The sequence below is a fragment of the Butyrivibrio sp. VCD2006 genome (assembly GCF_000423925.1).
Classification (GTDB): Bacteria; Bacillota; Clostridia; order Lachnospirales; family Lachnospiraceae; genus Butyrivibrio.
Map to the genome: position 1 here is coordinate 159,829 of NZ_KE384107.1, position 20,201 is coordinate 180,029.

Below are 20,201 nucleotides of genomic sequence, written 5' to 3' on the forward strand. Positions count from 1 at the left end.
AAAAAGCACCACATTTCTGCAGTGCTCTCTGAAGCCGATATTCTCAATTCAGACAAAGCTTGTTCTTAATCCGGCACATTGCTTCGATGTGCATGATCCAGTGTCTGGAGAAAGGCATCCGAATCAGTCCTTTAATATCCTTTCCGCACCAATAATCGATCAACCAGAATGCATCTTCATCCTTACTAACTGTTCTGGTTTCGATAATCCTTTCCCTGTCATCATCAGAAAACTTCCTCTTTAAGTCTATGTATTCCAGATCTTTAAGTAGCTCATTTGTTGAATCCATCACTGCCCTGCAGTAGTCATACAAAGCTCTCACATCAAGTTTTGCAGAAAACTCCGCGATTTCCTCTCCCTTCAGTTCATTGCCGGTGGTAATGATAGGACTGTTTATCCTGTGAAGCCAATCATCCGTAAAGAGGATTTGACTGTCCTGAGATATCAGTGTATGTGCCACAATATCCTCAATCCGAAATATATGCCACATGGAATACCCCAGTGTCTTGCTGTGATAACCCTTTGCTCCGGCAAAAGGAATCAGATAAAAGGCTTCTTTCGGGCATGTATTCACTATTGATGTTATCTGACCAAAAAGTTCCTCTCTTAGCTCAAGCAGAACGGTAATCCCTTCATCAAAGCTCTCTTTCTTTCCGATCAGAGCTTGCATTTTCTTGTTTTTTTCTGACCATTCCTTATTCATTTCGATTCACCCTTCAGCAGTGCATACATCTACGCAGTAACCCTAATGAAACCAACTCGCTTATATTATTAAGTCTACCATGTAGCACTAAAAAAGTCCTTACCCACACAGATAATAACCCAAATTTCACTGAATCTATATGAAATCGAATTGCATAAGATATCATTAGTATTCCAAGATACCTTTTACAGCACTTCCTCTATTACCTTTTTCAATGTATCAGCAGAAGCTCTTAAAGCCTCTGTTTCTGTATCATTAAGACTGATCGGCACAGTGCTCTCAACGCCGTCTTTTCCAACAATTGCAGGCATGCTAAGTGCCACATCCGATATGCCATGATTATCGTGCTGCAAGCTTGATACCGGAAGAATGGTTTTTTCATCACGTACTATAGCTTCACAGATCCTGCGTACAGACATTGCAATGCCATAGTAAGTAGCTCCTTTCTTCTCGATTATCTCATAAGCACTGTTCTTTACATTCTCAGCAATCTCCTTCATAGCAGCTTCATGGTTAAAGTGTCCCCTCATCTCACAGAAATCATTTAGCGGAATGCCTGATACATTCGCACTACTCCAGGCTGCTATCTCACTATCGCCATGTTCACCAATTATAAAAGCGTGCACAGATCTGCTGTCCACAGCAAGATGCTCTCCAAGAAGGTATTTAAGCCTTGCAGTATCAAGGGTTGTTCCCGATCCGAACACTCTGTTTCCCGGATAACCAGAAAGCTGTCTTGCAGCATATGTAAGAATATCAACAGGATTAGCCACAATCAGCATTATGGCGTCTTTGTTGACTTCAGCGATCTGGGGTATGATGGACTTAAAGATGCTAACGTTCTTTTTTACCAGATCAAGCCTGGTCTCTCCTGGTTTCTGTCCGGCGCCTGCTGTCACCACGATAACATATGCATCTGCTATGTCCCTGTATTCACCCGCATATATCTTCATAGGCTTGGCAAAAGGAAGTCCATGACTGATATCCAGCGCTTCGCCTTCAGCCTTTTCCTTATTGGCATCTATCAGTACCATTTCTGAAAAAAGACCGCTCTCCATGATCGCAAATGCTGAAGCCGCACCTACAAATCCACAACCTATAACAGCAACTTTTCTGTAATTTAATCCAGCCATGATAATGCCTCCTTTTCCATTACTTTATTCAGAATCCGATTTATTCTATTACTTCACCGTTTCTTGATATTGTTACAACCTGCCAGGGAAGGAACTTGCCACTGTTCTTTATTGCATTTTCAGCGGCTCTCTGAAGCCCGCCGCAACAGGGAACTTCCATCCTTACTATCGTAACACTTGCAATGTCGTTGCTGCTGATAATTTCTGTCAATTTCTCAGTGTAATCCCCTTCGTCAAGCTTGGGGCACCCTATCATTGTGATCTTGCCCTTCATGAAATCCTCATGCATGTTGGCATAAGCATATGCTGTGCAATCTGCAGCAATAAGGAGCTTTGCCCCCTTATAAAAATCTCCTGTTGTCGGAAGAAGCTTTATCTGACATGGCCACTGTTCAAGTCTTGAAGGATGTGAGACAAATCTGTCTGCCAGTGTATAGTTTGAATCCTCCTTTGGATTCTCTTTTTTCTCAAACTTCATAAATCTTGAGCCCGGGCATCCACCTGTGTGACCCTCGTGATGGCCATCCGGACAAGCTTTTAGCTCTTTTGCCTTATTAACAGCTGCTTCATCGTATTCAGGAGCTTCCCTTTCCTCAAATGTGATTGCTCCTGTCGGACATCCCGGAAGACAATCGCCAAAGCCATCACAGAAATTCTCCCTTACAAGCTTTGCCTTACCACCTACCATCTCAATAGCCCCTTCGTGACATGCGTTTGCGCAAATCCCACAACCGATGCACTTATCCTCATCTATCTTTATTATCTTACGTACCATATTTTCCTGACCTCCTTGCTTTTATGATGTCAGTTTAATATGATTTACAATATAAGTATGTTGTTATAACCACATTTTAAAAAAATTCAGAGCCAGGCTCTGAACTAAGTTGGAGAGTTCAAATGGATATCACGATTCTACAGAGAATTCCTCTTTTCAGAGGAATGACAGATAAAGAAATTCAGGATTTGCTTAAATCATTGAACGCCCAAATACAGTCTTATGAAAAGAACGATATTATACTCCACGCCGGCTCCAAGCCCGGAGTCATAGGAATCGTATTGTTCGGTAGTGTCACAATTCTAAGTGATGATATTTGGGGGAACAGGACTATCCTCAGCCATATTGAAAAGGGAGGTATTTTTGCAGAAGCCTACGCCATTCTCGAGGATGCTCCCATGCTGGTCGATGTCATAGCCAATGAAGGCTGCTCTATTCTTATGCTCAAAACAAAAGGAATCCTGAGCTCATCAAAGATTCAGAATTCCTGGAATTACAAATTCCTGTGCAATCTTCTGTTAATATCTTCAAAGAAAAATCTTAATCTGTCCGGCAGAAGCTTTCACACTTCTCCTAAAACAATCCGTGAAAGAGTGATGTCATATCTGAACACTCTTGCCCTTCAAAATGACAGCACCGAATTTGACATTCCCTTTGACCGCCAACAGCTCGCCGATTACCTCAACCTCGAAAGAAGTGCCCTTTCAAAGGAGCTTGGCAAGATGCAGAAAGAAGGGATAATAGAAACGAGAAAAAGTCATTTCAAACTGCTTACACCTTAAATAAGAGCAAAATCCGGAAGCGAAAGAACTATCATGATAGCCTTTTCAGAGATTATGATATACTCAGTTATCTGCGAGCCCCTTACTGTTGGCAGCTGTGGTTTTATCTACTATCCGCTCGGCATGGTGGCGGTGATCTTTCATCTTGTATCCACTACCAGGGCCAAGAAAACCCTACTTCAGGTTATGAGCATTATAGGCACTTTCATCATCTATCTCATAGACATTACAAACTATATCCTCCATCAAAGCCTCATCGCCTTCCATCACCTTCAGCTCAGCCTTAAGATCCGCATCAATCAGTTCCGCCTCTTTCCATCTCCTAAATTCATCTCTGTAATCTCTTTTCATCCTATTCTCCTCTGCTCCTTCTGCCCCGGTGTTGAAGCTATAATCTTCATGTTGCCTTTAAGGCTCGCCTTCTCATATCCCTTTGGTAAGATAAAACTATCTCCCTTTGAGATGGCGCATCCATCCACTTCACCGTATCCTTCCACAACACTTACCAGCATGAATTCAGACACACCTAAAATCTGTGCCCGTCCTTCAACCTTCATCTCATAGACGTGGTAATACTCACATCCGTAAATACTGTGAAGGGTGTTTGCTCTTCTGTCCCTTTTGCATGCAGGAACCAGGCATTCTTCTATTGGTCTTGCCGGAGTCATGATGACGTCCTTACTCTGCTCAAGGTGAAGCTCCCTCTTCTTCCCGTCTTCAAGTCTGTCGTAATCATAGACGCGATAGGTGATGTCACTGTTTTCCTGAGTCTCCAGAATAAGACAGCCCTTCGTAAGCGCATGCACCGTTCCGGGATCTATCTGCAAAAAATCACCTTTCTTTACGGGAACCCTATTTATAAGCTGTCCCCATCTGCCCTGATCTATAAGCTCATCCATTTCACTTTTGTCTCTGGCGCTGTGCCCGATGACAAGACTTGCTTCCGGCGGACAATCAAGGACATACCAGCACTCAGTCTTTCCAAGAGCCCCGTTTTCATGTTCTGCAGCGTACCTGTCATCGGGATGAACCTGTATGCTGAGATCATCTCTGGCATCAATGATCTTAACCAGGAGCGGGAACACATCACTTTCTTCATCTCCAAAGAGCTCTCTGTGCTTCTCCCACAGTTCAGATAAATGCATGCCCTTATACTTTCCTGCCTTAACCGTTACATCACCGCTTGGATGGGCCGAAATTCCCCACAGCTCTCCTATATCATTTCCTTCTTCGTTGCATCCAAACTCATCCTTTAGCCTTGTCCCACCCCAGATGGTGTGCTTACAGACAGGCTCCAAAAATAGTATCTCAAGATTGTTTTCTTTCATTCTCTCCTCCAATTTTTAGGCAACAAAAAAACAGCGATTGCAAAACCGCAAAGTCAATCGCTGTTTACTTGGTCAATCCGTCCTGTTTCCGCATGCGTCAAATCTGCGAACATAGTCCGTCAGATTCTTTAGATTTACCTTAGCTATCCCGATCTTCTGATCAGCCGCCCCATAGCCCATGATCAGTTCATCACCTGCTACCACCGCTCCGGTTGTAAAGATGCAGGGACATGGGAATTTATCGGGAAGTTCCCATTTCTGCCTTGCATAGATCAGTCTTTCAGACATTCGGTGTTTTATTTCGGGAAAATCACCGTCTCTTTCCTTAAGTATCATGAAAGACTGAGTGTAGCCGTAATTCGGAAGCTCTTTTCCGTGATAGGACACAAGCCACTCTCCATCTCCTAGATCCAATGGCGGAAAGCTTGCTCCAACTCTCTCCTGCTCCCAGTCAAACTCACTTTTGGCCAGCAGCTTGTGGGTAGCATCCGCCGTGACAAAGTCTTCAAACTCATCCGCTGCTGCCAGGAAGATCGCAGGAGTTTTTACACTTTCACCTGTCGGAAACTCATAGCTTCTCTCAGGCCTGTGGAGCATAAGAAGTTTCTTTGTTCCACCGATATTCATTCTCTTTGGGAAAAAGAAAACATCCCTGTTGTCACTAAGATTCCCGTCCGTCAGTGGGCCTACATAGGAAAACGCCTCTTCATAACTGCCCTCTTTAAGTTTCTTAAGATCCACTTTGTAAAGGACCGTGACAGTGTCATTTCTCCTTGCAAGCACTCCCACCGGAGAGTCCGGATCCATCACCCAGTCAGGCAGGTTGTCTTTTCTCTTATCCCCTTCCCAGTATGGTCCCGGAGGAAAGAGTCTGCAGGCAACGGTCAGATAGAGCTGCGCTCCTATGTAAAAGAGCCTTGGATCCTCTATACACCCGTTGGCGTAGTTGATGACTTTCTCTCCCTTGTCATTTATCACGTACATATCCTGCTCGTCATAAGCAAGCTTCGGGGCCAGAGCAGGTCTTTCAAAATCAGCCTCAAAGCTTTCTCCCATATCGGTGCTCTTTGCATATCCTAGGAATATCGGATATGGATCTGACTTACCCTTAAGATTTGCCGAGGGCCAGGGGCCTGTTGCCCTGAAGAGCATATGAATGGTCTTTCCATCTTCATCAAGAACCAGTGCAGGATTCAGCACCATCGTATCCGCCCAGGCACAGCCTTCTTTTGGCTCCAGCACAGGCTCTTTTGAATAAATGATGATTGGTTTTTCTCTCATCGCTTCGATCACCGCCTTCCGATCTCACGGTCTGTCTCAGAAGTTTTGCTTTGCGCCTTAATATAGTCGATGATCTCATCGGTATATCCAAATGCCAGCCCAACATAGCTGTCGGCTGCTCCGTAATAGATGGCGATCTGTCCGGTCTCTTTGTTCTGGACAGTCGCGCAGGGGAAGCAGACATTTGGCACAAATCCTCTCTCCTCATACCACTCCTGCGGAGTCAAAAGAAATGTCTCACACCTGTACTTAACAACAGAAGGATTGTCTATATCCAGGATTGCCCCGCCGATAGAGTACACATAGCCGTTACAGGTTCCGGTAACACCATGGTAGAACAAAAGCCAGCCTTCGCTTGTCTCAATGGGAGTTGCTCCTCCGCCTATCTTAAGCGATTCCCACCAGTTCTCGTTTGGTCCCATAACATGTCTGTGCCTTCCCCAGTAAGTCATATCAGGACTCTCACTTATAAAGATATCTCCGAAAGGAGTGTGACCTGAATCTGACGGTCTTGAGAGCAGCATGTACTTTCCTTTTATCTTTCTTGGGAAAAGAACTGCATTCCTGTTAAAGGGAATAAAAGGATTCTCAATTCTCACAAACTTCTTAAAGTCTGTTGTCTTTGCAATTCCTATGGATGCGCCGTAGAAATCCTGGCACCAGATGATATAGTATTCTTCTTCAACTTTTACAAGGCGCGGATCATAGGCGTACTGAGGCATGAAGGGATTTCCGTCTTCATCTGTAAAAGAAATCTTTTCACTGTCTATATCCCACTTGATTCCATCTGCACTCCTGCCCATATAGATTGCAGGAATACCATTTGTCTGCTCTCCTCTGAAGACTCCTATGAATCCGTCCTCATAGGGCATTACTGCACTGTTAAATATTCTTGCAACTCCCTCCACAGGATTTCTGTCAATTATAGGATTGGCATTGTATCTCCAAATAGGAGCTCCTTTACGTCCCTCGGGCTTATCCTGCCATGGCATGCGTTCTGTTCCGGGTCCCAAAATCTCGTACTTCATTAATTTACTCTCCTTAATAATTCAAGGTTTCTGTTTATCAAATCGTCTCTTTGTCTTACACACAGGACCGACCTTCCGGGATCCTGCGGTGTGTTAAAGCAGTAGTCAAGAAGCTTGTCCACTGTGGTTGTTGCAACATGCATCCGTGTATCTGATGATGCATAATAAATAAACACCTCTTCTTTCTCATTAACTATCGCTCCGTTTGTGAACACAACATTGGAGACATCCCCTACCCTCTCATCGCCTCTGGGTCCTATTAAAAGACCTGATGGCTCAGCGATAACCTTAGACGGGTCCTTTAGATCTGTCACAAAGCAGTAGAGAACGTATCTGAGCCCCGCTGCTGTATTTCTTACTCCGTGAGCTATATGTATCCATCCTCTTGCTGTCTTAATCGGCACAGCACCGGCTCCGTTCTTGGCCTCGGTGATGGTGTGGTACTTGCGGAGGCTCGTCATCTTCTCCTCGTCGATCACTGCCTGAGTGATATCACTGCAAAGTCCAAAGCCGATTCCGCTACCGCTTCCTGTCTCAATAAAATCATCCATTGGTCTTGTATAGAAGGCATACTTGCCATCGACAAATTCCGGGTGAAGCACAACATTTCTTTGCTGAGGGCTTCTTAATGTAACAAGGTTAGGAAGTCTCTCCCAGTTCTCTAAATCTTTTGTTCTTACTATTCCGGCTGATGACACAGCTGCAGAGAGATCACTTACTGATGTATCCTTACTCTCTGAACAGAAAACTCCGTAGATATAGCCATCCTCATGCTGTGTAAGCCTCATGTCATAGACATTTGTCTCTTCCTTGCAGGTATCCTCCAAAAGAACCGGGTGATCCCAAAATCTGAATCCATCTATTCCATTCTCACTCTCTGCAACTCCAAAGAATGACTTCCTGTCATTTCCCTCAATCCGCGCAACAAGGTAATACTTCCCGTTCAGATAGATAGCTCCCGAATTCATGACTGCATTTACTCCAAGTCTCTCCATGAAATAGGGATTAGTGTCTTTATCAAGATCGTATCTCCAGGTAAGCGGAATATGTTCTCTTGTAAGAACAGGATTTTTATACCTGTTATAGAGGCCGTTATAAAAATCAGATAGATCATTCTTCCTTGTGATAAGCCTCTCCTGCCTTTCAAGCTCCTCGTAATACTTTTCGTGAATCATCTGCTGCTCCTTTTTTAAGTCTGTTTATCATTTCAAAGCACATTCTGCCGTTGTGATAGGGACACTTCCAGGGCTCTACTATAGGTCTTTTGCCCGGATTCCTATTTTCATCAACCTGCCAGAACCACTCCGAGCCCTCTCTCTTGTCGATGATGTAGCTCTTTGTGTACTGCCATATGCTCTTTGCAGCCTGCAAATACTCAGGCTTTTCGCTTCTTAAGTAGCCATTTACAAACCCTACCATGGCCTCCGACTGCACCCACCAGATCCTGGTATCATCCCTTGCTCCGACTTCGCATTCATTTACAAAAGATCCGTCAACCAAGGCTTTGTTATAGGTGTTCTCCACCATAGCAAGAGTCATGTTCCTGATCTCCTCTGCATCTTTTGCCCTCAAGTACTCACCGCCAAGAGTATCGAGTGCAAGATCGATAAGCCAGGATGCTTCTATATCATGACCGAAGCTGTGAAGGTCTATCAGAGAGTTGTAGTATATGTCAAAGAAGACCTCCTGCCTGTGTTTCTTTTTGTTGTAGATCCTGTCCTTAAAGATAAGGAGCAGGTCTGAGAGTTTCTTTCCGATACACTTTTTGATGTCAAGATCATCTGTCACATCATATAAGAGTGTGTAGGCTTCAAGCACGTGAAGTGCTGTATTCATGGTTCTGTCAGCCATAACTCCGTTCTCGGAGAGCTTGTCGTTGGGAAGAAGGTTAAAGTCTTCATCAAAAGCCTCCAGGTACCCGTCATTGTCCCTGCACATCTCCTCTATCAGAAAGAAGAGCTTGTGAGCAAGAAAAAGCGCCTGTGGCTCAGCGGATGCCTTGTAATACTCTGACAGAGCATATATAGCAAAAGCCTGATTGTATGTATGTCTTGTACTATCAAGAATCTTGCCGTCATAGGTTACAGACCAGCAGATTCCCTTGCTGCCATCGCCAAGCATTTTCTCGACCATAAACCTGTAGGCGTGGTCTGCTTCTTCAAGAAGCGATATGTCTTTTAACTCATTAAATGCCCTTGAAAAGAACCAGAGAATGCGGCTGTTCAGTATTGCACCCTTCTCAGCTTTTTTATCTACCTTAAGATCAAAATCCATAAGGCCATGGTAGCCACCGTATTCATCATCTCTAAGCCCTCTCCAGAAGGGTATGATATGTTCCGTTAATTCTTTTTGTATTTCCTGATACATTTCTAAACCTCAAAAAACTCTTTTATCCCTTTACCGCACCCTGCGTGATTCCGCTGTAAATCTGCTTCTGGCAAAGGATAAATACTAAAAACGCCGGGAAGATCGAAATAAGGACACCTGCGCAGATCAGGTTGTACTGGCTTCCCATGGGACCAACAAAGGTATAAAGGGAAGTGGACATGGTTCGTATCTCCTTGTCCATAAGATAAAGATTGGCGCAGTAGTACTCGTTGTAGACCGATACTCCTTTTAATATGCACGCCGTCACAACTGCGGGCTTTAAAAGCGGCAGAATGATCTTCCAATAAACTGTCCAGTAGGAAGCGCCGTCTATGATCGCCGACTCATCCACTGAATTTGATATATTCTCCATAAACTGAATGAAGATATAAATGGAGATGACGTCAGTTCCGCACATCATGATGATGTAGCCGTAGAGGTGATTTACAAATCCCAAGGTACTCATGATCTTGTACACCGTAACCTGCATGGCAATTGACGGAAGGAGTGATGCAAACAAAAACAGATTTCTTATGAGGGTATTTCCGAAAAACTCAAAGCGGTTCAGTACATATGCAAGCTGTGTACCGACTACGACAGATACCACAAGAACAACCACCATTACTATGAGGGAGTTCATAAATGCTCTGCCCATGTTTGCTGTCTGAAAGGCTTTGACGAAGTTGCTGAAATAAAACCAATTTGATGGAGGGGTTATTACGTTTGTCGTCTGATACTCTTCCGATGTCTTGAATGCTGTAAATATGCAGGATACTACTGGTACCACAGCTGCAAACGCAAAGAATACAAGGATCAGGTATTTAATTATGTTTATGAATAACTTTCTTATCTTCATGCGTCTGCCTCTCTGAAAACATATTTAAAGAACAGTTTCTGCAATATGGTGACTATGAATATGATCACCAGAAGTACCACAGCCATGGCGCTTGCAAGTCCAACCTTCTGCGTGACATGAGCTATCTCGTTCATGATAACGAAGTAGGTTCCTGTTCCGTTAGCACCTCCCGTTATTACAAACGGAGGTTCAAAAGCACTTAAGGATCCGGTTATTGAAAGGATCACATTTAAGGTGACAATGGTCTTGATACTCGGAAGAATTATGTGGAAGAACTGCTGGAAGCGATTTGCCCCGTCCAGGGACGCTGCCTCATAAAGTTCAGCATCCACCGACATGATTGCTCCGATAAAAAGGACCATGTTTTGTCCAAAGTAGCGCCATACAGAGGTCGCCACCAGGGACCAGTTATTTACACTCTGATCTTTTAGCCAATAGGGAAGAATGTCCTTGTTCACTCCAATAATCCCCAATATTGAATCAAGGACAAATCCTCTTGTGTAAAAGAACTTGAAAATAAAACCGATAGCAATTCCACTTATGAGGTAAGGAAAGAACATCATTCCTTTAAAGACATTTCCACCCTTTACCCCAAAGCTTAAGATCGTTGCCAGAAACAGTGCCAGTGCCAGCTGGAACAGTGCTCCGGCGCAGTAATAAAAACTAAGTTTTAACGCTTTGAAACAGTCGTCTCTTGTAAATACATCAATATAGTTTTTCCATCCCACAAAGACTCTTTTGTCCGGTGGGGTAAGATATTTCATTTTATAGAAGCTAAACTGTACCATCTGCGCAAAGGGCAGGTAGGTAAAGATAGCAAGAAGAAGTAATGGGACAGTGATAAAGCTGATTATTATTACAGTCTGTTGTCCCTTTCTACTTTTAAGCCATTTCATTGTCCCTTCCTCCTTGGTTTTCAGGTAAAAAACAAAGACTTAACCTTACTCATTTACAGATACGCCGAGAACTTCCTGAGCCTGTGTCCACTTCTCGTTCCACTCGTTCATGATGTCATCAAATTCCATATCGCCAATTGATGCATGCTCGATGATGAGCTGGATTTTTCTGTCACCACCTGCTCTGTAGTTGAGCTCTGACTCTGAGTTGAGCTCGTTGAGAAGATCCTCTTCTCCCTCTGCTGCAGGTGCTTCCTGAAGGAATTCAACATTGTCAAATGAAAGCTTTGTCTCAGTGCTTCCTGCCTTGATTGGAAGACCATCCTCGTTATATACAAAGCCTGACTGCTCAGTCATCCACTTTACAAAGATGATTCCTGCCTGCTTCTCATCATCGGAAGCATTCTTGTTGATACCGTAGCAGTAGTCAGGACCTGCAAGAGCATACTGCTTGCCACCTACTGTTACAGGGAATGGCATATATCCGATATCTGCTGCGTTATCTCCTGCAGCTTCCATCTGAGGGTAAGCCCAAGATCCAAGGACCATGCATCCAATCTCGCCTCTGTTAATCATGCCCTTGCAGCCTTCCCAGTCAGTTGTTGAATAGTCATCCTCTGTAAGTCCCTGTGCAACTGCATCATAGAGAATCTTGTATACAGCGTAAGGGTGGGTTGAATCGCCATAATCTCTGAAAGGATCCTTCTCATGAAGAAGTGTTCCGTTGGTGTAGTTTACATCACCTGTTGCACTGATTCCTGTGTAATCATCCCAGCTTCCCATTGTCCATCCAGCAGCGTAGTTGGTGTAGAGAGGGATAATTGAAGCATCGTGCTCCTTGATCTTCTTAAGAGCTGCGATGAAATCCTCAGGAGTCTTGGGAAGCTCTGTTACACCTGCCTCCTCAAACACTCTCTTGTTGTATACGATACCTTGAGCTGTTGCTGTTGAAGGTACTCCATAAACCTCCCCCTGGTACTCCCACTTATCAGCGTAGTTGATCTGTCCGTTCATAACATCAAGAGTTCCAAATGACTCAAAGTATGAAGAAAGGTCTGCCTTATCAATTGCAGGAATGAGGATTACTGTCTCATAGTCTCCTGACTGAAGGTGTGTCTTGGCATCCTCTGCGTAGTTTGTATCTGTGATCACATTTACTTTGATATCAGGATAAACTTCATTGAAGGCCTCAATGTATTCCTTCCATGTAACTCCGCCATAATCCTCTGAATCAAGGTCTGTTCTGTTGCTGAAGAAAGAGATCTCTGCATTAAGATCAGTAAAGTCTTCACCGAGAACAAGATCGGCATAAGACTTAATGCCTTCTGTTTCAGATGAAGGTGCATCTGCTGCAGCTACCTGCTCGTCTTCTGCCTGTGCTGCTGCAGCTACCTGCTCGTCTTCTGCCTGTGCTACTGCACCTGTCTCCTGACCGCTTTCAGATGCGGTTGTCTCCCCGCAGGCAACCGTACCTGCTGCCATGATTGTAATAAGTGTAACCGCTAAAGCTCTTTTCAATTTCATATTCATCCTCCTTTTATTGAGCTTCTGTTTCATTTACTGATTGAAGAATACATTATTTACTTTTTTTAATCATCTATTATTCTTGCATTTTATAACTCATTCTTGCGATTATGAATTTATCTGCCGTTTTATGAGCTTTTTACTTAATTATTTAACTCATATTACCTAACCAACTTAAATTTTTAGTTAATTTCAGATTGATATTTCCCTTTTTACTTACTATAATGTTCCCATAAACAGGAGTAATATCATGACACCGTCTAAATACACCACGATCGATGAACTGAATAATATCTTCCGTTTCCACAGACTCTTCGGGAGTGATACGTCTTTTACCGATGTTCTTGACACCAAGAGATTCATGGCCTGTGGCTGCGAGTCTTTAGATCCTCTTATCCTCCGGGCAGTCTTTGGAGGAGCCATTACCTACGGTATCCCAACCACCTTTGAATGTATCGATAATCCATTCTATTTATTGTTATATATCGAAAAAGGGGATGCCTTGATCAAGACAAAAGACAGCATAACAATGCCCGAAAGAAGCATGATCCTTCTAAAACCCTACGAGAATTTCCGCTTTGACACAAAAAGTACCCCATGCTATTTTCACTTGTTTTTGTTATCGGGGGAATCCTTAAGATTATATACAGAACATTCATCTAAGGTTATAGAATTTAAAGAAAAGCATATAGGAACGCAGCTCTCCTACCTGCAAAGGCTGCTGCTAAGGCAGGGAGCGGACTCAGAGCTTCTAAGAGCAAGAATCCTTACCGACATTCTCACAGAAGGTTATCTGGCAGGTTCAAAGGCCTTTGCCCCCTCAGTCACTCCCGGTATACCGAGTTATATCCAGGATATGAAGTCCATTCTGGATCAGGAATATAACACCTTTATTACTTTAGATAACCTTGAGCAGAGGCTCCTTGTAAGTAAATACAGGCTCTGTCGTGAGTTCAAAAACTACTACGGCCACTCACCTCTTCAGTATCTCAACAACGTCAGGATCCAGCAGGCCAAGACACTTCTTGAGCAGACAGATATAACGGTAAATGCCGTTGGGTACGACGTTGGCATCGCCAACACCAGTCATTTTATCAAGCTCTTTAAGAGAGAAACCTCTCAGACACCTGCCGAATACAGAAAAAACAAAAGCTCTTAGCATCAGCTAAGAGCTTTCACACTGTCTTTTTCTATGAGATGTCCCGTAATAATATGTGTTCCCCTTTTCACATCCTCTCCCTTTAAAAGAGATGTCAGACAGGAAACTGCCTTCTGCACCATAACAAGCATATCTACTTCATAAGTGGTTATCTCCACGTCACATACTCCCGGGAAGATAAAGTTATCATATCCTACTACCGAGAAATCTTCAGGAACCTTGTATCCCTCTTTCTCCAGCCTCTTAATAAGTACTCCTGCTGTAAGATCGCAGTTACATACAAAAGCTGACGGAAGCTCCAACGGAAGCGGGAGCTTATCAGGTTCAAAGATGATTCCTGTATTCTTATCTCTGTCCTCAATCTGCCAGTCAGGTCTTACCTGAATGCCATGCTCCATCATGGACTTTACATATCCAAGATATCTGTCGGTAATGGATGTTGTCTGCAAAAGAGATCCGACAAAGGCAATATCTCTGTGACCTTTTTCAAACAGATAATTGGTCATGTAGTAGGAACCGTAGAAGCTGTCTGATATAACAGACACTTCATCTCTGGACTCATCGCAGAAATCCAGATATACTAAAGGAATATCTCCAGCCACACTCTTTATAAACTCACAGTACTGCCTTGTAAATTCGCCTTGCATCACAAGGGCATCAATCTTGTTTTCCTTAAGCAGATTTGGAGCCGTCAGCTCTTTTTCCATGTCATGGGTTACAAGCTCTAAAATAGTATAGTCACCCTGAGCACCAAGCTGACTTGTGAGCATCTGATACATTTGCAGATAAAATGAATTGTATTTTCTAAAATACTTGTCGTGAATGATAATGCCTATGTTGTGGCCCTTTGTTTCACTGCGGATAGCAGCGGAGGGCTGAATGTATCCCATCTCATCAGCAAGCTTTAAGATATGCTGACGGGTACTCTCACTGACACCCTTCTGTCCCGTGAGGGCTTTGGATACCGTGACAACACTCACTCCAACTTTTTGGGCTATATCTGCCATCTTAACTGTCTTTGCCATGTAAGTAATCCTTTGGTGGTTTATTTAAGAGCTTGGTGTAAATCGAGGTCATTCCTAATCCCCCCGAACATCCCTTGCTATTGTCCCTTCTATATATAATAGAGGATTTAAAATATATTGTCCAAGATTTTCCTTTGTCTTACGCTTCTCTTTTACTAACGGCAACTGGTGAGCAAACTTTTAGTAGCCTCTGAATATAGTCTTTAAGACTCGTGGTAAAATGTGAGTGCATACAGAATTGCTAAAATAGCAATAGGTTAAGATTCCTGTGTACATTCAACAATCTCTTGTCCTTAAAATACAGGTATATCAAGGGATGGACCACATTTGGACCGAAATGGACCACTTTAGTTAAGCAAAGAAAAAAGCTGCAAACCCAGATATTATCTAAGTTTGCAGCCACATAAAATTACTGCCGGCGACCGGAATCGAACTTTTGTGACATCTCAGAACCCGCATGGAAAGGAGCCTTGCGGACTCACCTTCTTTTCTGGTCCAATTTCTGACCCACTTTCGTATGATAAAGGATACTCATATTTATTGAATAACAAACAATATTTACAGCAGCGATATCAATCTTTAAAACATATCTGTATCTTTGATTATCCAAAAGTAAGCTCCAATAGTTCAAGCGCTGCTTCTTTACTCTTAACTCGAATCAGATTGTCATCAGGCTTAGCTCTGGATAGTAGATTCATACTTCCATACCACACAATCTCATTGTCAATAATTGCATAGTGTTCATGCATGTGATCCTGTATTCTGACGTTTACTCCGTTGTCCTTTAATAACTGCACAATGCCTTTGGTATCTTTAATCCTTTCCTCCGGATATCCTTCTGGGTTAAGGGTGACAACAGTGATTCTGATCCCATCTTCCTGTTTTTTCTTTACAAGCCTAATAAAAGATTCAACTTTAGAATGATTTAAGCCTGGACTTGAAATAACAATTTCCTTATTTGCTTCCAAAAGATCCTTCTCATAAACACTTTCATATGAATCCATGTCAAAGATAGAATTTGCATCCTGCTTGTCTATAATCGCATTATTCCAAATTTCATACCCTATCTTCTTATAAGCTCTAAGGCGCTTGTGGTACATTTTTTCAAGAACTCGGATATGCGAATCTACGTAATCATATATTATTACTTCCGTCTTTGTCTTATAATCTCTATGTAACCTCCCGGCAAATTGCTCAATATTGCCTTCAGCTGCTGCAGGCATTGCCAGCATCAATGTATCAAGTCTTGGAAAATTAAACCCTTCACCAACATATTTATCAATTGCCACGAGTATTACAGATTCATCATCAGAAGCAGCTCGCATCTGCAATCTCATTTCATCTTTAGCTTTTCTACTTCCTCCGCCTTGCAGAAGGTATACATGATCTGCTTTTCCCTGCAATCTCTGATAAATCAGCTCCGCATGTTCTTTGTATTTGGTTAATACCAGCGGAGTTCTACCATCCTTAATACAGTCTTCCACATCAGATATTATCTGATCATTCCTAGAATCACACTCAATAACAGCTCGGTTTGCGTCTGTTATCTTCAGATCTGTAGAACTTACAAGCCTCGTAAATCGAGGATAAACAAAATGCGCTATGCCTTGTTTCTGCGCTCTCTCTTTAGCAGTATATCTGAACCTGATAGGCCCAAACTGCATAAACACTTTCTTTTCAAGCCCATCTTCTCGTTTAGGAGTAGCAGTTAATCCATAAACATATTTTGCTTTTGCTGCTCCAATAACATCTTCAACCGTTTGCGCAGCTCCATGATGACACTCATCCATAATTACCATTCCGTAGTTTTCAATAATAGGATTGATTTCATCACCCTTGCCAAGAGAAGAAAAAATAGCAACATCAACTATTCCAGTCATTGAATCATGTCCGGCATATAGTTTTCCGATCAAGTTTTTTCTCTTTTTAATTCTTCCTGTTTTTGTTTTATATTCAGGTAATTCAGCTTTAATATCTAAGAATCTGCTTAAATCTTCAATCCAGTTCTTCTGAATTTCTGTGTTATGAACAAGAATTAGTGTATTCACCTTTCTTTGGGCAATTAAATATGCACCTACAACCGTTTTCCCAAAAGATGTCGTGGCTGCTAGTACACCGTTGTCGTGCTCCAAAATTGCTTGTGCACCTCTCATCTGTTCCTCATATAAAGCACCATTGAAAGAAACATCTAAAGGAGTTCCCTTACATCTGTTATCAGTAAGAGAAAATGGAATTCCAGATGCATTTAATTTTTCAATTAGTGAATCTAAAAGAGCTCTCGGAATACAAATATAATCTCCATCATCATAACCACAAGAAATGATTCTAGACATACCTTGCGTTGAAAAGCCCATACCTGCAGTCTTATAGAACTCCGAATTGCTAAATGCAGCCATTCTCCTTATAGCATTCTGCATTTTATATTGCATTCCTTTTGAATTAATGTATATCTTATCAGAAATGATGATTTCTACTACGGAAGGTGCATCTTCCTTACAAAAAGAAAGTTTCACTTTTTCCCAAGGCTTCTGTTTTCTCGCCATGGTATCATCTGCATCTTCATCAAAATCATTACATAGGCCCCCTAATAAGCCATCTGCTCCCCAGGCCTTTATCTTTTCTTCAACAATCTCTTTAGAGATTCTTTTAACATTCTTGAGGCACTCCCATTGATCAGGATATGCATTCCAGTTTTCATCTATGAAAGCACTATTCCCAGCCTGTAAAGCCAGTCCCTGTAATGGCAGCGCTATCAGATTTCCTAATCCAGATCTCCCAGTCTTTGCATTAATCGGAATATGGTCCTGAGCTGGGAGCATTCTGTCGTAATATGTGAATTTTTTCATATTAACAGATTCGGCACCTTTGGTTAGCAAAGCTGTTCCAAATCTTCTTGCTGTAGATGCCAATATCGGCTTTTCAAAGAATATCCAAAAATGGGCTCCCTTGCCAGATCTTGAGCGCTCAACTAAAATCGGCACGTCATTGTCTTCACATATCTTCCTAAATGTGTTTACTTCAATCATCCATTCAGAATCAGGATTTGCCCAATCATCACCACAAACATCATCATTATGACAATCAAAGTCAAACACAAGAAAGTTTATAGTTTCATCAAGAAGTAGCGGGTATACCCCTAATACATCCGAAGCATCTTCCTTCTTTCCTCTCAGATGCTCATAAACCACTTCATCCGTCAATTCCTTATAATTCGGATTTCTACATTCACCACAAGAAAACTTGGGATTATTTCTCTTTGGACACAATCCATCTTTCCAAAAATACCAACACTGAGTATAGTAGCTGTGCTTTCCGGTTTTCTTATTAACCTTTCCATAACGCAGACTATAAACATCGTTTCGTCCGTTAAACAAGTTGCGGAAGAATTTTATTCTATGCTTGGTTATTTCCAAAGGTCTGACTCTGGCACCTTGATTATCGTCAAATAGAATGTTCTTGTCAGGAGATAGATCTTCAATATTCTTTGCTTCTTTTCTATAAGTAATACCAGCCTCATCGAGCAAACTATGCAAATAACCTATCTCTTTTTCAAGTTGATTGATTCGTGAAATATATTGATCTTCGTTCATATACGTTATCTCTTCAAATATCCTTCCATTTGTCAAAAATGGGTACGGCATAAGCCATACCCACAAAATATCATTTTAATTTCTTTTGCCATTCATCAGCGACCCTAATGACATGTGCTATAGTATCTCTCCTGATAACGCTTGTTGGATAATATCTGGACACCACTTCCCAGGATGTAATCATCTTAGCCTTTTTACAAATAAAATCAGGTACATCAACGCCATTTTGTTGGGCTAAAATTACAAGTTTTGTAATATCATGTCCCCAAGGCTGTCCTCCCGTTTTTAGAGAAATAGCATACTTTAAAGTTTTCTCTACACCCTGCTGAGTCAAATAGGTAGCCTGATGCTTTTGATACTTATCATCACTGTTAACAAGGTTCTTAGCAGTTTTTATATCAGCTTTTGCAATTGATAACAAAGTATTCCCCATTACGCAGCCTGCCTTTTATAAATAATCTGTCCCTTCTCCGCTAATTCCTTGCAGATAGGAGCTTTTTCTTTTTTCTGATAAATTTCATCAATAGATTTAAAATATAGGAAATCATATTCCTGGGCAAAATCCAAAAGATACAAGTCCTTCATAAATTCGTTAAAGGATTTTCTATCACTAAGCGCATTGACTGTTTTCTTACTGATGATAACAATATCTATGTCAGATTTTTCTTTACATCTCTCTTCCAACACGGATCCAAACAGCATAATAGCATCAATATCCGGGCACTTTTTTGCTGTACTAATGATGTGCCTGATAATCTCAGCTTTATAATCCGCAACCATTACGGATGAATCATAATTTGTATTAACTTTGATAAGTTTGCACATAAATGATCACCACCTATCCATCAATAACTATGATTTATAGCATTATTATACTTTACAAACATCGTAAAAAAAAGAGAAGCATCTTACGCTTCTCTCTTACTGCCGGCGACCGGGATCGAACCGGTACGGGTATCGCTACCCACGGGATTTTAAGTCCCGGGCGTCTGCCAGTTCCGCCACGCCGGCATTTTATTAACAAAAAGCCGCTATTATAGCGACTTCTTTAGTGGAGCTTCGGGGACTCGAACCCAGGACCGACCGGTTATGAGCCGGTTGCTCTAACCAACTGAGCTAAAGCTCCTTATTGTTGATGACTCCGACGAGGCTCGAACTCGTGTTACCGCCGTGAAAGGGCGATGTCTTAACCACTTGACCACGGAGCCGTGTTTCCTGTATTACAGGTTTTTCGATTGTAGGTCTCCGTACAACCAGCTCCCCAAGTAGGACTCGAACCTACGACACTTCGGTTAACAGCCGAATGCTCTACCGACTGAGCTATTGAGGAAAATTAAACCATGCGATGCATGGTTTAAACAGTGATCTGAATGCTTGCATTCAAGGCACTGTTTAAATCGTGCATCATAGGGCGCAAGCCCGACAGTCGGGATTGCTTGCAATCGCGACGGAGGCATGGTTTTAAGCATCGAAATGCTTTAGCCTTTCCGTACCTTCAAAACCGAACACTGAATACATTCTAGATCCGCTTCTTTTGTTCTATATCCATATTGGACAAGCCCTCGACCTATTAGTACACATCAGCTGAACACGTTACCGTGCTTACACCTTGTGCCTATCTACCTCATAGTCTCTAAGGGGTCTTACTCCATAAAGGAGGGATATCTCATCTTGAGGGGGGCTTCACGCTTAGATGCCTTCAGCGTTTATCCCTTCCGGACTTGGCTACCCAGCCTTATGCATCTGGCGATGCA

Annotated in this window: 18 protein-coding genes, 4 tRNA genes and 1 rRNA gene; 2 read left to right on the forward strand and 21 right to left on the reverse strand. The window is 42.4% G+C overall.

Annotation, left to right across the window (positions count from 1 at the left end; translation table 11 throughout):
• Positions 1-43: 43 nt before the first annotated feature.
• The 3 genes from G586_RS0119320 to G586_RS0119330 all read right to left on the reverse strand — a co-directional run bounded on the left by G586_RS0119320 (position 44) and on the right by G586_RS0119330 (position 2,611).
• Complete coding sequence (locus G586_RS0119320) at positions 44-703, reverse strand: hypothetical protein (RefSeq protein WP_026529026.1); 660 nt, start codon at positions 701-703, stop codon at positions 44-46.
• Positions 704-888: 185 nt separating this feature from the next.
• The gene (locus tag G586_RS0119325) at positions 889-1,836 is read right to left on the reverse strand and encodes an L-lactate dehydrogenase (RefSeq protein ID WP_026529027.1); all 948 of its coding nucleotides are present in this window, start codon (positions 1,834-1,836) and stop codon (positions 889-891) included.
• Between the two features lie 40 nt (positions 1,837-1,876).
• Positions 1,877-2,611 carry an ATP-binding protein gene (locus tag G586_RS0119330; protein WP_026529028.1) on the reverse strand — a complete coding sequence of 245 codons (735 nt, stop codon included), beginning with the start codon at positions 2,609-2,611 and terminating at the stop codon, positions 1,877-1,879.
• Positions 2,612-2,733: 122 nt separating this feature from the next.
• On the opposite strand from G586_RS0119330, the gene G586_RS0119335 reads away from it, so the two are divergent.
• On the forward strand, positions 2,734-3,393 hold the full coding sequence (locus G586_RS0119335; RefSeq protein ID WP_026529029.1) for a Crp/Fnr family transcriptional regulator: 660 nt from the start codon (positions 2,734-2,736) through the stop codon (positions 3,391-3,393).
• A gap of 174 nt (positions 3,394-3,567) precedes the next feature.
• On the opposite strand, the gene G586_RS26435 is transcribed toward G586_RS0119335, so the two are convergent.
• The 9 genes from G586_RS26435 to G586_RS0119380 all read right to left on the reverse strand — a co-directional run bounded on the left by G586_RS26435 (position 3,568) and on the right by G586_RS0119380 (position 12,673).
• The gene (locus tag G586_RS26435; protein ID WP_155834298.1) at positions 3,568-3,744 is read right to left on the reverse strand and encodes a hypothetical protein; all 177 of its coding nucleotides are present in this window, start codon (positions 3,742-3,744) and stop codon (positions 3,568-3,570) included.
• Positions 3,741-4,721 carry a type I phosphomannose isomerase catalytic subunit gene (locus G586_RS24025; protein ID WP_035773649.1) on the reverse strand — a complete coding sequence of 327 codons (981 nt, stop codon included), beginning with the start codon at positions 4,719-4,721 and terminating at the stop codon, positions 3,741-3,743. Before G586_RS24025 ends, G586_RS26435 begins: the two co-directional genes overlap by 4 nt.
• A gap of 72 nt (positions 4,722-4,793) precedes the next feature.
• Positions 4,794-6,002 (reverse strand): hypothetical protein, encoded by a 1,209-nt coding sequence (locus G586_RS0119350; RefSeq protein ID WP_035773650.1) that lies wholly within the window; start codon positions 6,000-6,002, stop codon positions 4,794-4,796.
• An 8-nt stretch (positions 6,003-6,010) separates the two neighbouring features.
• Entirely contained in the window at positions 6,011-7,030 is a 1,020-nt protein-coding gene (locus G586_RS0119355) for a glycoside hydrolase family 130 protein (protein ID WP_051204948.1), read from the reverse strand.
• The gene (locus G586_RS0119360) at positions 7,030-8,205 is read right to left on the reverse strand and encodes a glycoside hydrolase family 130 protein (protein WP_026529032.1); all 1,176 of its coding nucleotides are present in this window, start codon (positions 8,203-8,205) and stop codon (positions 7,030-7,032) included. Before G586_RS0119360 ends, G586_RS0119355 begins: the two co-directional genes overlap by 1 nt.
• Entirely contained in the window at positions 8,174-9,397 is a 1,224-nt protein-coding gene (locus G586_RS24030) for an AGE family epimerase/isomerase (protein ID WP_051204949.1), read from the reverse strand. Before G586_RS24030 ends, G586_RS0119360 begins: the two co-directional genes overlap by 32 nt.
• A gap of 22 nt (positions 9,398-9,419) precedes the next feature.
• On the reverse strand, positions 9,420-10,253 hold the full coding sequence (locus G586_RS0119370) for a carbohydrate ABC transporter permease (protein ID WP_026529033.1): 834 nt from the start codon (positions 10,251-10,253) through the stop codon (positions 9,420-9,422).
• Positions 10,250-11,149, reverse strand: a complete 900-nt coding sequence (locus G586_RS24035; protein WP_034447276.1) for a carbohydrate ABC transporter permease — start codon at positions 11,147-11,149, stop codon at positions 10,250-10,252. Before G586_RS24035 ends, G586_RS0119370 begins: the two co-directional genes overlap by 4 nt.
• Positions 11,150-11,194: 45 nt before the next feature.
• Complete coding sequence (locus G586_RS0119380) at positions 11,195-12,673, reverse strand: ABC transporter substrate-binding protein (RefSeq protein WP_026529034.1); 1,479 nt, start codon at positions 12,671-12,673, stop codon at positions 11,195-11,197.
• Between the two features lie 250 nt (positions 12,674-12,923).
• On the opposite strand from G586_RS0119380, the gene G586_RS25375 reads away from it, so the two are divergent.
• On the forward strand, positions 12,924-13,832 hold the full coding sequence (locus G586_RS25375) for a helix-turn-helix domain-containing protein (RefSeq protein WP_026529035.1): 909 nt from the start codon (positions 12,924-12,926) through the stop codon (positions 13,830-13,832).
• 2 nt (positions 13,833-13,834) lie between these two features.
• Here the strand turns inward: G586_RS25375 and G586_RS0119390 are convergent, their stop codons facing one another.
• The 9 genes from G586_RS0119390 to G586_RS0119430 all read right to left on the reverse strand — a co-directional run.
• Complete coding sequence (locus G586_RS0119390; protein WP_026529036.1) at positions 13,835-14,857, reverse strand: LacI family DNA-binding transcriptional regulator; 1,023 nt, start codon at positions 14,855-14,857, stop codon at positions 13,835-13,837.
• Between the two features lie 602 nt (positions 14,858-15,459).
• On the reverse strand, positions 15,460-18,483 hold the full coding sequence (locus tag G586_RS0119395; protein WP_242832066.1) for a TOTE conflict system archaeo-eukaryotic primase domain-containing protein: 3,024 nt from the start codon (positions 18,481-18,483) through the stop codon (positions 15,460-15,462).
• Positions 18,484-18,517: 34 nt separating this feature from the next.
• Positions 18,518-18,880: a HEPN domain-containing protein gene (locus tag G586_RS0119400; RefSeq protein ID WP_026529038.1), complete on the reverse strand. Its 363-nt coding sequence runs from the start codon at positions 18,878-18,880 to the stop codon at positions 18,518-18,520.
• Positions 18,880-19,272: a nucleotidyltransferase domain-containing protein gene (locus G586_RS0119405; RefSeq protein ID WP_026499344.1), complete on the reverse strand. Its 393-nt coding sequence runs from the start codon at positions 19,270-19,272 to the stop codon at positions 18,880-18,882. Before G586_RS0119405 ends, G586_RS0119400 begins: the two co-directional genes overlap by 1 nt.
• 100 nt (positions 19,273-19,372) lie before the next feature.
• Positions 19,373-19,458 (reverse strand) — tRNA-Leu (locus G586_RS0119410).
• 41 nt (positions 19,459-19,499) lie between these two features.
• A tRNA-Ile gene (locus tag G586_RS0119415) sits at positions 19,500-19,573 on the reverse strand.
• A 10-nt stretch (positions 19,574-19,583) separates the two neighbouring features.
• A tRNA-Glu gene (locus tag G586_RS0119420) sits at positions 19,584-19,655 on the reverse strand.
• A gap of 49 nt (positions 19,656-19,704) precedes the next feature.
• A tRNA-Asn gene (locus G586_RS0119425) sits at positions 19,705-19,777 on the reverse strand.
• 220 nt (positions 19,778-19,997) lie between these two features.
• A 23S ribosomal RNA gene (locus tag G586_RS0119430) occupies positions 19,998-20,201 on the reverse strand; the annotation flags it as partial.